Genomic DNA, 13,375 nt, shown 5'->3' on the forward strand with positions numbered 1-13,375 from the left:
AGTGGTGAAATTATGAGTTTGATAGCAGTGCTCTGCACTGCTGCAATACGCTGTCGATAGTAATCTCGTGCGCACATCCAGTTGTGCTATGTAGGGCATATTTACGGTAAGCCCAAGGTGCCCAATACTCTGATCCTTGTTTGCCCATAATTGCAACTGTAGGAACGCCTGTTGCCGCACCTGCGTGCATCGCACCACCATCTAGTGTGATGAACAGCTTTCCTTGGGCGATAATAGCTACTACCTCGTCAAAAGATTGGGTTGGGAGATAGGAAGCATGTGTCGACATTGCTAGATGTTCTGCAGCGTGTTTGTCTTCTGGTAAAGCGGTGATTATACATGGATACATGGAAAGCTCATTGATAATTGCGCGAAACTTTTCGATAGGATACTGATTTTCAGGCGATCTGCTCGAAATATGAAAAATCAGGGCATTTTTGGCTTGGTGAAATTTAGAGAAAAACTGAGGGTCGACATGATAGTGAGCTTTTTCGCTATTATTAGTGACCCCTAACGGTTCCAAGGCCGCGTAGCAAAAAAGGACTTCATGGTCATGTTTTCCGCCCACGTGATAAGTATAAGGGTCATCGCCATGAGGAGAGGTGGCGCCAATCATGTGTGGTGCTTTAGCTGCACGCGCAAAAATAGCGGGGTGTTTTGAGTATTGGGAGCGAATAACTACAACAGCATCGTATTGCGTTTGCCTAATGCGCCAAAGTAGTATAAGGAGTCCACAGGCAGCTTTCGCTTTATTCCAGATCCCATGCGCATGCTTGGTTTTTGTGTATGAAAAAATATTATTGACAAAAGGGTTTTGGAGTATTGCGCATACATTATAAGAATTAACCACTATGTCAATCTGCGCATTAGGATGCACTTTACGTAAGGCTTCTATTGCGGGGGTGGTACAGATAAGATCGCCGATATTATCGTTACGAACAAGGAGGATTTTGCGTAAGCTTGCATTGATAATGGTTGGACTCAAGAGTACACCCGTAACATTTTTTCTGTCATTACATTGTTGTTCAATTTATTCGCTATAGTGTTGCGGACAGCAGCCGTATTCTGATGGCAATCAATAAGGCTATCTAGCATTTCTTTAATAGCCGAGAGGTATTTATCTTTCCCATGCTCTTCGAGCAATACGAAATTCCCATCATTCCACAGATCACGAATGCTACCAATATCGGCAGCAATGGATGGCTTCCCCATCATAAGTGCTTGAATGAGCGATTGGGGCACTCCTTCGAAGCCATCGGATGTTAGACAGAAAATATCAATAGCCGCCAAAAAGACTTCAGGTTGGCTCACGTGACCGAGCAAAACGGCATAATTCTGTGCTTGGGAATGGTGTATCTGGGATTCAAGCTCATTGCGTTTCGGTCCTTCGCCTGCGATGGCAAAAACGACACGCTTTTGAAGTTTTGGTGCTAGTTCAACCGCAAGTTGGATGAACAGGTCCTGCCGTTTGAACGACCGCAGTACGCCAAGATTTCCGATTATAATTGCGTCTTCTGGTAATCCGAGCAATCGTCGAGATTCTACTTTGTCATATTTATTTGGGTCAAAACGATCGGCATCAACTCCAGTGGGGATGGACGTGCACCGTGACGGGTCGATGCGGTTAAAGCGAATCATATCTTGCCGAACACTTTCGCCAGTGGTTACCACGTGATGTGCGAGCTGATTAATGAAATTCAGACGGGATGAATTTATTCGATTAGAAAGATGCCTTGTGCGGATAAATTTTACACCCGCTAGGCGTGCGGCAATTCCCCCCACCCATGTGTCTTTTCCGCTATGAGTATTGACGATAGTAAAGCCTTCGCGCCGAATAAGCGCATATAAAGCGGCAATAGTTTTTATGTCGAAGTTTGAGCGGAAAGGAAAATGATAGACCGGAAAGCCTTTTGTTTGGGCAGCTCGGGAGATTTGCGAGTTACTGCGACACGCAAGGGCTATAGCGATTCCTCGCCTCCGCATCTCCTCCATCTCGGTCATAATACGTATTTCCTGACCACCCCATCCGTCTGACCATTCGGTATGGAGAATTTTCAGGTGTGATGTTTGGTGGGGATTTTCGAAAGCGGAGCGGTTATCCAAGGAGAGCACCATGTCAGTTATTTTGAGCATATCAGTGATACTTTTACCAAAATACGGATAGGAAGTCACAATAAAAAACCGCCCACTTTCTTAATGAGGTAGGCGGTTTCGGTAGGGTTGTCTTAGTCGGTAGATGACATAATAGCTTGCGGCTTAAATCAATCCCATCGACAGCATGGCATTGGCAACACGCTTGAATCCCGCAACGTTGGCTCCCATCACGTAGTTGCCTGGTTCGCCGAATTCTTCAGCGGTTTCATAGCAGTCGCGGTGGATATTGATCATGATCTGACGCAGGCGTTCTTCAGTATACTCGAATGTCCAAGAATCGCGGCTGGCGTTTTGTTGCATTTCGAGCGCGGAAGTGGCAACACCACCGGCATTTGCCGCTTTACCTGGGCCGTACAGGATTTTAGCATCTTGGAATACTTTGATTCCTTTCGGCGTTGTTGGCATATTTGCCCCTTCGCCAACTGCGATACAACCGTTTTTCACCAGTGTGGCGGCATCTTTCCCACTGATTTCATTTTGTGTTGCTGAAGGAAGGGCGATGTGGCACGGAACGTCCCAGATATTCCCTTTTTCGATGAAACGGGCTGATTTTTCGTATTGCGTGTAGTCTTTAATGCGGCGGCGTTCGATTTCTTTGAGCTGCTGCACGAGTTGTAGGTTGATGCCTTTTTCGTCAACAATGACACCGTTAGAGTCGGAGCAAGCAATAACCTTTCCGCCGAGTTCATGGACTTTTTCGATAGCATAAATGGCAACGTTACCGGAGCCTGAAACGAGAACATTTTTGCCTTCGAATGAGTCCTTATGCGCTTTTAGCATTTCGTCTACAAAGAAGACCGTCCCGTAACCCGTTGCTTCGGTGCGAACCTGTGAGCCGCCGTATGCTAGGCCTTTTCCTGTCAGCATGCCAGACTCATAGCGGTTGGTGATCCGCTTGTATTGGCCGAAGAGATAGCCGATTTCGCGACCGCCAACGCCGATATCACCAGCTGGAACATCGGTATATTCGCCGATATGGCGGTAGAGTTCCGTCATAAAGCTTTGGCAAAAACGCATGATTTCAGCGTCAGATCTCCCTTTCGGGTCGAAGTCCGAACCGCCTTTTCCGCCACCGATAGGTAGACCGGTCAAAGCATTCTTGAAAATCTGCTCAAAGCCGAGGAATTTAATGATGCCAAGGTAGACGGAAGGGTGGAAGCGGAGCCCGCCTTTGTATGGCCCAAGGGCGCTGTTGAACTCGACGCGGAAGCCACGGTTGATGTGGATTTCGCCCTTGTCGTCCGTCCAAGGAACGCGGAAGATGATTTGGCGCTCTGGCTCGCAGATGCGCTCAATAATTTTCTGGTCGGCATATTCTGGGTATTTAACAAGTACCTGAGAAAGGGATTCGAGGACTTCTTGAACGGCTTGGTGGAACTCATTTTCGCCTGGATTGCGGCTGATGACATCGCGGTATATCGACTCAATCTTTTCGCTGACATTTACCATGGAATGATCCTCCGGTGAGTTATATTTGGTAACAGTGGGATAGCCCCCATAGCTTTACCCCGACGAGATTGTCGGGGTAAACTGGGGCAAAACGGTGAACCTAAACACCCACACAAACCATAAAACCGCGCTTGGAAAACCGGACTCTGCCAGCGTATCGACTTATGCGATCCTTGCATCTGGTCAGGGCAACCTGTGGATGGTGTCCTGCTTTGAAATGTCACATTTGTGACTTGTCATTTTTATAACAATTTTTGAGGGGAGGCAATTGAAAATTTTCTAGCAAATAGTTTTGGCGTTTTATTGGCAACGAATGGGTGGGCAAGAATCGTTCGCTAATAAACACCCTTGGTGTTGAGGAGTGCGCCATATTTGCAATCATCTTCTTGGATGTGCAGGAGGATATGCTCTTCAAAAAAATTTCTGAAAGTCAACGGTGTTGGAAGGAGCGCTTGGCGAACTCTCTCTTGCAGATCGAGTATTTTTTGCATCGACATGCGATGGTCTGCCAAATGCTGTTCCCGTTCTTGATACTGGTAAATCTCCATTAATTTTTCTTCTGCGTCGAAATGGTACTGTAGGTAATCTACCAATAAGTCGAAGGCAAGCAACAGCGATTCTTGAGCGCTGTGCGTGGTGCTGAGCTGATGATCAATCGTATTTCCAATACGGATGAGTTGCTTATGTTGGATATCAACATGCGCAATGCCAACACTTAAGTTTTCGTCCCACGTAAAGGTTTCTTGGTAAACGTTGCCATGCAGAATACGTGCGGTTTGCTGTTGATAGTGCTCAAAAATTTTCCAGCGTAAAATTGGAATTTTGTCGATTACACTGCCCGGAATTTGAATAAGTGTGGTCGGTTCTGTTGCGCGTAAACGGAAAAGTGTGGGGATCTTGAACACGACACCCTCTTCGCCGAAGAAGTCGCCTGGCTCAAGGGTATCAAAAGGCCGATCGCCGATCATGCGCTCTATTTTTCCGGTACGAACAATGTTGAGCAAAAGCATCTTATGGAGCGGGATTTCTTCACCCGCGGCGATGGTATGTTCACGCGCAAAGTCAATGATTTTCCCAAGGGTCGTTGCGGCCAGTCCTTCGCTGAACAGCGTCGTCGCACTAAGGAAAGTACGCAAGTCGGCGACACGACGGACGCGTTCTAAAAGGCCATTACGCTGGATAACCTCGCAGTACAGTGCCGCAGGAATGCGCATGACGCGCAAGAAAGAGCAGGCGCGATAGGTGTGATAGGACGGGTGGTTGCCAAGGACAATGCTATCGCCGATCAGGGCTCCTGTTGGAACGTTGACGCAGAAATTATTGCGCGAACAGATTTTTTCAGCACGACCACTGACAATCAGCAACACCTCATGCCGAATATCGCCCTCTTTGAGGAATATCGAGCCTGGATTGATTTCGCTGAGGGGGTGGTTGACCAGCATGCGCAAGTCATGAAACGCCGCTCCTGGTAGATGGCCTTGGAGGGCGTTAAAGGCATGGCGCCGTAGTCCATCGGAAACGCCTTCGATGAGCACATCAACCGTGCCAAACGTGGCACACGAACCAATCCCTTTTTCTTCTAGGGTCAGCTCGCCCGCACGATGGGCAAGAAGTATTCGTTTGGAGGTATCGGAAGCGAAATCAATCGCTTCGCCATGAATCATCCCCCCGCCGATGTCAATTTTTTTGACATCTACGAGCGTCATGTAGGCCTGATAAATTTTATCAAAACAAGCCTGTGTCATGCCTGGCTTGGTCGCATCATCCGTAATCATTGCGCGCAGCACCTTGAACGAGGCAATATCGGCATAGTGCGCGTAGGTTTTGTAGCCATCACCCCACAGTGTGCGGAAAAGATAAATATTGGTTTCCACCGGATGTGGCGAATAGACCGGCATGACCTCTAGGCCATCAATGTTATTCCATTGGTCAAATTGGAGATCGCAAATATCGAAATAGTCGCTAAAGTGGTGTTCTTCGAGTCCGAGTAATGCCATCAATTTTTTCGTAACGGAGGCTCGCACGAGTGGTGTTGCAAAATAACGCGTGCGCCGCCCAGAGCGCATGAGTGCCGTGAGGCCAGCAAAGTGATCATCGTGCGCGTGTGTATGGAAAATTCCGTCAATTTGTTCAATGCCAATCCCGAGTGCCGTGATGGTATTGATCAAGTGTGGCCCCGCATCAATCAGGTAAATACTCCCTTGATACGTCAGGATGCTCGACATGCATGGGCGGTTCGCGTCCCAGCCATCGCCCTCGCCCGAGTGAATAACCGAAAAGTATTCTGGTTCAAAACGGCGATGTCCGAGCGGATAGGCGCACTCATAACTTTGATCGGCGGGTAGGTTCAAGTCGACGGTAATGGATTCAGTGCGGTAAGTGATGTAGGTGAACTCAAAGACATTCGGGCGCAGGCGTTTCAGGGAAAGGCCGGGCGCGAGTTGGATTGATTCTTCACCGACAATATGGGTGTTGAGTAACTCCGTTGTTGGTTGAATGCGACCGAAGGCAAACTTGAGTTTAATGCGATACAACTCTTCTGCCTGTGCTTGTGATAGACCCGCCACCATCATCTCTTCGCGCGAAACCAGTCCATAATTGCCACGGTAAATATAGCCAAGTTGGGATTGCACTTGATCGGCCGCACCGATCAAGAGTGGCTTTCGTCCAGTATTGTTTGGGTGCCCCGGAATGATCATCCCCTGTTTGTAGAGCATTTGCAGGACGGGAAATTCCGCGAGGTTTGCAAACTCGCCATTCTGGATCGGAAGATCAGAAACCAGTATGGCATTGGGGCCCGTTTCGCATCGTACCCCTTGCACTTCGTGAGAAAGGATAAGGCCACGCTTGATCAGATGCTTTACCGCATCGGCCGGGCAACCGCAGAGAATGCGCAAATCGAGTTCAGGGAATTCCACCCATTGTACACCACGGGTGACATTGATTTTGTTGATGGCCATGCGATCTCCCGTTGTGTCGGTTACAAAATCCACTCAGATTTTTGGAGTTCTTGGAGTAAAAAAGCACGCAGCTCGTTGATAACATAGGGGTTCACGCTAAAATGGCGATAGCCCATTTCAATAAGTTTCAAGAGAATGGTGTGATCGGACGCAATTTCCCCGCAAATTTCCACCGGTGTATGAGCCGCACGACACGCCAGCAGAACCTGCTGGAGTAACTCCAGAAAAGCAGGGCTATTTGGAGAGTAAAGGTTACTGACCCGTGGATTAGCGCGATCAAGGGCAAAGAAATACTGGAACAAGTCGTTCGTGCCAACACTAATGAAATCGGCTTTTTGTGCGAGCTCGGCGATTTGAAAAACGGCAGAAGGGATTTCTACCATCACTCCAATTGCAGGAGCCGCTTTCCCTTTTCGCGCCGCTTCTTGCAGAATTGTTAGGCGCAAGGAGTTAAATTCATGGGCATCGGCAATGAATGGAATGAGCAGTTTGTGACGTGCGGGATCGCACACTTCCAGCAAAGCACGCACCTGATCGAGGAAAAAGCTTTGATCGTCAATTAAAAGTCGCGCTCCACGAAAGCCGAGTGCCGGGTTGTCTTCGCGTGCCTCGCGTGAACTTTTTTTATCTGACCCAATATCAAAAAGACGAAACACAATCGATAAATCAGGAAACGTATGGATGATGCGTTGATATGTTTCTAATTGTTCTTGGTAAGGAAAGTTGCCATCATTTTGAAGGTAGAAAATTTCAGTGCGGACTAAGCCAATCCCACTTGCTTTAAACTGTGCCGCCTTTTCGGCGTCCAGCACACTGGAGACGTTGGCGTCAAAAGAAATCGTTTCTGAACCTATGCGTATTGGCTCTTCAATAATCTTAATTTTTTTCTGCCGGGTCGCTTGCTTTTCCGTAATTCGCGCTTGGTAGCGGAGGATGGTTTCTTCGGTTGGATTGATAATCACCGTGCCATCAAAGCCATCAACAATCATCCACTCGGCGAATTCCGTAATATCAAAAATTTTCTCAATTCCTGTTACTGCGGGAATGCCGCGATTTTTGGCTAAAATAGCGGTATGCGACGTAACTCCATCCACATGCGTGACGAAGGCATTGACTTTTTCTAGGTCAAGCGCAGCAGTTTCGCCTGGGGTAAGGCGATCGGCCAGAATAATACTATCTTCTTTGATTTCCGTTTGGCGTGACACAACGCCAAGGTGGCACATCAGGCGTTGACTGATATCTTCCATATCCGCTGCCCGTTCGCGCAGATATGGATCGGCGATAGCGCGAAATTTGTCGATATATTTGTCGATAACGTGGCGCACGGAAAAGGCGGCGCTTTTGGTGAAATCAAGAATGTGCCGCTCAATATCGCTTTGTAAACGCGGGTCTTCAAGGATCATAAGGTGGGTATGGAATATTTCGGATTCGAAGGCGCTGCCTGATTTTTCCAGTTTGCGTGAAAGCGCTTTGAGATCAGTGGCGGTTTTGCGAAATGCGGCGGTGAGTTTCTGGCACTCTTCGCGAACGTCGATAGCCGCAAGGTCGCTTTCAATATAGCGAAAAATCACGCGCACGGGCGATCCCATGGTAATGCCGGCCGACAAAGGAATCCCTTTTAGGACGATTTCTCTGCCCATATATTCCAGTTCTGGCGCGCTGGCATCCTCCATCAGATAATGCTGGAGTACCATCCCGGAAAGCTGAGCGGCCACAGCGAGCAAGAATTTTTCCCGAATTGGTGAAACATTTTTATTTTGGTGAAATTGCAAGACCAAGACACCAAAGGTGTGGGCTTTATTTTTGAGTGGAATACCGATGAAAGTTTTGAAAGGTTCTTCGCCAATGCCAGGGAAGTATTTAAAGCCTTCGTGCTTTGAGGCATTGCGAATAAAAGTATATGAATTTGTCGAGTAACACCGGCCAGTTAACCCTTCGTCGCAGCGCATGGTGACTTTTCCAATCGCATCACGATGCAGGCCATCGGTAGCGACTAAACACAGCTGCTCATCATTCATGCGGTTCAGGAGGTAAATAGAGCAAACATCGCATTCCAAAACTTTTTTTAAATAAGCGACAATTTCCATAAGCGCGTTTTGGTGTGACGAAGCATCAAGGATAATATTGCTGATATTCAGTAAAACATCGAGTTTGCGCATCGGCACCTCCTGTAGCACTTTTGCCAATCCCTGCCACGTTACCACTGCGTGTAATGCGAATCAAGCGATAACACGAGTGACAGCAACCGTTTGTTCTGTGACTTGCTTTATGGTAATTACTTGCTATCGCTTTGCGAAATAATCATGTCAGAGGTTTGTGATGAAATACATTGGAGCGCATGTGAGTGCGAGTGGTGGCGTCGCGAATGCCCCGTTAAATGCAGCGGCTATTGGGGCGCGAGCATTTGCATTATTTACGAAAAATCAAAAACAATGGAGTGCAAAGCCGCTTGAATCAAGTGAGATTTTGGCTTTTCGGCGCAATTGCGAAGCGGGTGGTTTCGATCTTGCGATGATCCTGCCTCACGATAGTTATCTGATCAATCTTGGGCACGCTGAAAGTGAAGGGCTGAGTAAATCCCGCGCGGCATTTTTGGACGAATTACAGCGTTGTGAACAGCTTGGTTTGTCGTTACTGAATTTTCACCCCGGCTCCCACCTCAAAAAGCACGATGAAGAGACCTGCCTGCGCGTCATTGCCGAATCTATCAATCTTGCGCTGGCCCAAACGAACACGGTCTGTGCCGTCATTGAAAATACCGCAGGGCAGGGGAGCAATATGGGCTACAGCTTTGAGCATCTGGCGCGTATTATCGAGTTGACAGAGGATAAAAGCCGTGTCGGCGTGTGCTTGGACACGTGTCACACGCTTGCGGCTGGCTACGACCTGACCACACGCGAAACGTTCAACACAACTTTTGCTGAGTTTGAGCGAGTTGTGGGCTTCCGTTACCTGAAAGCGATGCACCTGAACGATTCCATGAAAGGGCTGGGGAGCCGAGTGGATCGTCATGCACCGCTTGGCGAAGGAAAGCTTGGGTTGGAGCCATTCCGTTGGCTGATGAACGATGTGCGTTTCGATGGCATTCCGTTGATTCTCGAAACACCACAGCCGGAGCGGTGGGCAGAAGAAATCAATCTGCTGTATGCCATGAGCGGCACGGCAAAACCGTGCTGATTATGGAGTGGAAGAAGTGAGTTTGTGAAAAAGTAAATCCACTGCGTACAGGTACCCGCGTGCGCCTGCGCCACTCATGACCGCCATTGCAATATCGCTCAGATATGAGTGGTGGCGGAACGGCTCGCGGGCGTACACATTGGAGAGATGTACTTCGACAAAAGGGATACTGACACTCAGGAGGGCATCGCGGAGTGCAACCGAAGTATGTGTGAACCCGCCCGGATTGATAATGATACCAGCCGATACGGTACGCGCGGCATGGATAGCGTCGATTAAAACACCTTCATGGTTACTTTGTAGCGCGTGCAGTGTGCCTCCACGTTGCTCAGTATCATGGCGAACAATGGTCTCGATTTCGTTTAACGTCTGTGTGCCGTATTTTTCGGGTTCACGCACTCCGAGCATGTTGAGGTTCGGGCCATTTATCAGTGTGATATGGAGCATGTCGGATCCTCCTCGTAGCAGTCGATTTGTGCGGCAAAGTGTTCGAGCACGCTGATCGTTTTTTCGATATCAAACCGTTCAATGTCGCGCTGATTTTTTTCAATTGTCTCTTGCAAGGCCGAAATAACCGAACCGTACTTTTCCATGCCAAGCGCCTGATAGACTAAAAGCCCTTTTTCGGGATAGCCCTGGTCGCAGAAAAGGCGCCCGAGGGTTTCGGTTGGCATGTATTCGATTCCGTCAATCTCGACAACCTGTGGTTCGCTTTGCGATTCTGTGTCCGTGGCATTGGCCACTTGCTCAACAGGTGTCATTTCCTGCGAATGCGCAATATACTGCTCTTCATCGGCGGGAAGTTCGAGCACGTTCACCAGCGTGCCGTGAATCGGGAGAAGGTTTCCGATTTCATCAGCGGCTTCGTCCAGCCCCATTTCCCAATCGGAGTCCGGGATTTGCGAAAAGCGGTTGATAATTTCATCTTCAAGTGATGTTTTTGCGGCTGGAGTTTCTACGGCTTCCGGATGTTTTACCATCGGTGCTTCTGGTACAGGTTCTGCGTCTTCAGTCATTGCGAAAGCCGCATCCTCTTCGACGGCTACCGTAGGTTTTTCGTCCTCAATTCCCTCTTCCGCCGCCGCAAAATCAAACTCAAAAGCACTATTGTCTCCTTCGTCAGGGGGTATTGGCGCTTCGCTGGTGTCTTCGTCTGGTAGCTCATCCTGTATATTCTCATCTGGTTCGGCCGTATCAGAAAGGCTCGCAAATATATCGTCTTCATCACTACTCGTAGCCGATTCTACTGGAAGTTCTTCCTCATCATCGGACTCAGGGGCGGGAACGCTATCTGGGAACTCACTGAAAAGGTCATCTTCGGCACGTGCCATATCAGCTGGTGGGGCGTCGTTCAACGGTGTGGCCGTTGTCGCTTCGCTCGGAGTATCGTTATCGTCAAAGTTTAAGTCCGAAAAATCGAGATCATCGATGTGCTCTTGCCGTGGGGCATCAAGTTCCTCATCGCCGGTAGCTGAAGGGGCATCGCCATCGCGTTCTTCATCAGACGTTTCGTGCAGTTTCCCTTTGAGTTCAGCAAGGGTGTCGTCAAGTTCATCGCTGCCGCTAATGGTGTCCAGAAAGTCGAGCGCATCGTCAACATCGTTGACGCCACTCGCTAACTCGGCGGCCTTCACCTGTTCGGCAAGGCGAGCGACCTGCTCCTGTACTTTTTGTTGTTCTTCGGGCGAGCAGTACGGGATGATTTCCTGAAGTTGACGGATAGCTTGTTTGAGATCGCCTTTTTCTTCGTACAGCACGCTCAATAAGCGCGATGCCTGAATATTGCCCGTGGTATGTTCAACCGCTTTTAGCAGGGCTTCGCGCGCTTCGTCGTTTTTATGTTGTTTGGAAAGCGCTAAGCCAAGCACCGTATACGCTTGATAATACTCCGGGTTGCGATCAAGTCCGCGCAAGCAGGTCTGTTCGGCAGCGGCAGGATCATCAAGGTCGAGCTGGGCAATTGCCAATGGGACAAAAAGCTTGGAGCGCGGCTCATCTCCCAGCATCTTGGTAAGGTGCCGGATTTTTTCCTGGAGCGGGAGGTAGCGAGGATCGGTTACTTTCACGCAGAGATCTCCTTCAGGCGAAAAGGGAGCGAAAATGGGGTGAGGACGGCTTGGCCAATCGATGGGGTAAGGACGAAGGTAATAGTCGTATCGGCGCTTTTTTTGTCCGAGGCTACTCCCGCATCAAGTGTCTCTTGAGTCAGTGTTGTTGTTGTCGGCAGGGTGAATTGCTCAAGGAGTCGTATCAATCGCTCCGTTGCTGACGCTGGAAGGGAGAGAACTTTTTCCGCTAATCGTGCGGCAAGCACCATGCCGATCGCAACCGCTTCGCCGTGATTGTGGTCGCAGTAATGACCTTCTTTTTCGATGACATGCCCAAAAGTATGTCCGAAATTGAGGATAGCGCGCAGACCGCCTTCTTTTTCATCCTGTGCAACAATCTCCGATTTAATGCGGCAGCACCACGCGATGATATGTGCGAGGGTCACTTGATCGCGTTCCATAATGGCGGTGACTCGATTTTCAAGATATTCAAAAAGCGCACTATCCATCGCAAAACCATATTTGACCACTTCCGCAAGCCCCGCCGCATAGTCGCGTGGGTCGAGTGTGCTGAGTGTCGTGGTGTTGATGGCGACGAGGCGTGGCTGATAAAAGGTTCCCACCATGTTTTTACCACCAGGAAGATTGATGGCGGTTTTGCCGCCAACACTCGAGTCGACCTGACTGAGCAAGGTGGTGGGGATTTGAATAAAGTCAATGCCACGCATGAAGGTGGAGGCGACGAATCCGGTCAGATCACCAACGACGCCACCGCCCAGCGCTAGGAGGAGCGATTTGCGATTGGCACCTTCTGCAAGTAACCATTCTTGGATGGCAATCCACGTGGTTGCACTTTTGAACTGTTCGCCATCTTCCATAAGATAAAGGTGATATGGTTGCTGGTGTACGTTTGCACAGAGCGCATCACCCCAGAGTTGCCATACTTTGGCGTTGCTCACGATGAAAAGACGGCGACCTTGCAGCATGGTTTCAGGGATGGCAAATTGATTGGCAATGTCGATGGCGTAACTGCGATCCTCGGTCGTGGTAAGGGGGATATGCAGTTTCATTCGGCGACCAACTCCATAATGCACAGCGCCACTTCTTCGAGTGTCAGGTGGTCGACATCAATGATGAAGTGACTTTGTTTGTAGTTGGGGATGCGACTTTGCAAAAGCGAGGAAAATGCTTCCAGCGTCGAATGCTTTTCGAGTAATGGGCGGTCGTCGTTCCACTGCACCCGCTCCCAAAGCGTTTCTGGTTCTGCTTGTAGATAGACCATTTGCCCTCGTTGCTTCAGCAAGCGAGTGTTTTCTTCAATCATCAGTGCGCCGCCGCCCGTGGCGATGACCGAACGGGGCTCGGCAAGCGCTTTATGAATCGCCTTGCTTTCGAGCTTACGAAAGGTTTCTTCGCCCTGTGTTTGGAATATTTCGCGAATACTGCGCCCTTCGTCCTGTTCTATCAGGTGGTCGAGGTCGACAAATGGCAGGTTGAGCTTGTGGGCAAGGAGCTGTCCGACACTGGTTTTTCCGCTCCCCATAAATCCTGTCAAGATAATGTGATCTTTGCTCATGTGCCGCTCCT

At 49.2% G+C, this 13,375-nt stretch carries 10 protein-coding genes; 1 reads left to right on the forward strand and 9 read right to left on the reverse strand.

Annotated features, from left to right (window positions below; all coding sequences use genetic code 11):
* Positions 1-10: 10 nt before the first annotated feature.
* The 5 genes from P304_RS0106095 to ptsP all read right to left on the reverse strand — a co-directional run bounded on the left by P304_RS0106095 (position 11) and on the right by ptsP (position 8,722).
* Positions 11-985: a glycosyltransferase family 9 protein gene (locus P304_RS0106095; RefSeq protein WP_051321464.1), complete on the reverse strand. Its 975-nt coding sequence runs from the start codon at positions 983-985 to the stop codon at positions 11-13.
* Positions 982-2,133, reverse strand: coding sequence for a glycosyltransferase (locus tag P304_RS0106100; protein WP_152514496.1), 1,152 nt, complete (start codon positions 2,131-2,133; stop codon positions 982-984). The genes P304_RS0106095 and P304_RS0106100 overlap by 4 nt, the downstream gene beginning before the upstream one ends.
* A gap of 123 nt (positions 2,134-2,256) precedes the next feature.
* Positions 2,257-3,603 carry an NADP-specific glutamate dehydrogenase gene (gene gdhA / locus P304_RS0106105; RefSeq protein ID WP_027389817.1) on the reverse strand — a complete coding sequence of 449 codons (1,347 nt, stop codon included), beginning with the start codon at positions 3,601-3,603 and terminating at the stop codon, positions 2,257-2,259.
* 335 nt (positions 3,604-3,938) lie between these two features.
* On the reverse strand, positions 3,939-6,563 hold the full coding sequence (locus P304_RS0106110) for a bacteriohemerythrin (protein WP_027389818.1): 2,625 nt from the start codon (positions 6,561-6,563) through the stop codon (positions 3,939-3,941).
* Between the two features lie 20 nt (positions 6,564-6,583).
* The gene (gene ptsP / locus P304_RS0106115) at positions 6,584-8,722 is read right to left on the reverse strand and encodes a phosphoenolpyruvate--protein phosphotransferase (RefSeq protein ID WP_027389819.1); all 2,139 of its coding nucleotides are present in this window, start codon (positions 8,720-8,722) and stop codon (positions 6,584-6,586) included.
* A 160-nt stretch (positions 8,723-8,882) separates the two neighbouring features.
* Between ptsP and nfo the strand changes: the two genes are divergently transcribed.
* Positions 8,883-9,740: a deoxyribonuclease IV gene (gene nfo, locus P304_RS0106120; RefSeq protein ID WP_027389820.1), complete on the forward strand. Its 858-nt coding sequence runs from the start codon at positions 8,883-8,885 to the stop codon at positions 9,738-9,740.
* Here the strand turns inward: nfo and aroQ are convergent, their stop codons facing one another.
* The 4 genes from aroQ to P304_RS0106140 are packed head-to-tail and all read right to left on the reverse strand — an operon-like array spanning position 9,741 to position 13,364.
* Entirely contained in the window at positions 9,741-10,187 is a 447-nt protein-coding gene (gene aroQ / locus P304_RS0106125) for a type II 3-dehydroquinate dehydratase (protein WP_027389821.1), read from the reverse strand.
* Entirely contained in the window at positions 10,169-11,806 is a 1,638-nt protein-coding gene (locus P304_RS0106130) for a tetratricopeptide repeat protein (protein WP_027389822.1), read from the reverse strand. The genes aroQ and P304_RS0106130 overlap by 19 nt, the downstream gene beginning before the upstream one ends.
* Positions 11,803-12,858, reverse strand: a complete 1,056-nt coding sequence (gene aroB, locus P304_RS14330) for a 3-dehydroquinate synthase (RefSeq protein WP_051321465.1) — start codon at positions 12,856-12,858, stop codon at positions 11,803-11,805. The genes P304_RS0106130 and aroB overlap by 4 nt, the downstream gene beginning before the upstream one ends.
* Positions 12,855-13,364 carry a shikimate kinase gene (locus tag P304_RS0106140; protein ID WP_027389823.1) on the reverse strand — a complete coding sequence of 170 codons (510 nt, stop codon included), beginning with the start codon at positions 13,362-13,364 and terminating at the stop codon, positions 12,855-12,857. The genes aroB and P304_RS0106140 overlap by 4 nt, the downstream gene beginning before the upstream one ends.
* Between the last annotated feature and the right edge of the window lie 11 nt (positions 13,365-13,375).

It is taken from the genome of Chrysiogenes arsenatis DSM 11915 (assembly GCF_000469585.1).
Taxonomy (GTDB): Bacteria; Chrysiogenota; Chrysiogenetes; order Chrysiogenales; family Chrysiogenaceae; genus Chrysiogenes; species Chrysiogenes arsenatis.

What these genes read in the sequence shown, in the direction of transcription:
- P304_RS0106100 (WP_152514496.1), bottom strand. Translation starts at nt 2,133, where the DNA reads ATGCTCAAAATAACTGACATGGTGCTCTCCTTGGATAACCGCTCCGCT.
- gdhA (WP_027389817.1), bottom strand. Translation starts at nt 3,603, where the DNA reads ATGGTAAATGTCAGCGAAAAGATTGAGTCGATATACCGCGATGTCATC.
- P304_RS0106110 (WP_027389818.1), bottom strand. Translation starts at nt 6,563, where the DNA reads ATGGCCATCAACAAAATCAATGTCACCCGTGGTGTACAATGGGTGGAA.
- ptsP (WP_027389819.1), bottom strand. Translation starts at nt 8,722, where the DNA reads ATGCGCAAACTCGATGTTTTACTGAATATCAGCAATATTATCCTTGAT.
- nfo (WP_027389820.1), top strand. Translation starts at nt 8,883, where the DNA reads ATGAAATACATTGGAGCGCATGTGAGTGCGAGTGGTGGCGTCGCGAAT.
- aroQ (WP_027389821.1), bottom strand. Translation starts at nt 10,187, where the DNA reads ATGCTCCATATCACACTGATAAATGGCCCGAACCTCAACATGCTCGGA.
- aroB (WP_051321465.1), bottom strand. Translation starts at nt 12,858, where the DNA reads ATGAAACTGCATATCCCCCTTACCACGACCGAGGATCGCAGTTACGCC.
- P304_RS0106140 (WP_027389823.1), bottom strand. Translation starts at nt 13,364, where the DNA reads ATGAGCAAAGATCACATTATCTTGACAGGATTTATGGGGAGCGGAAAA.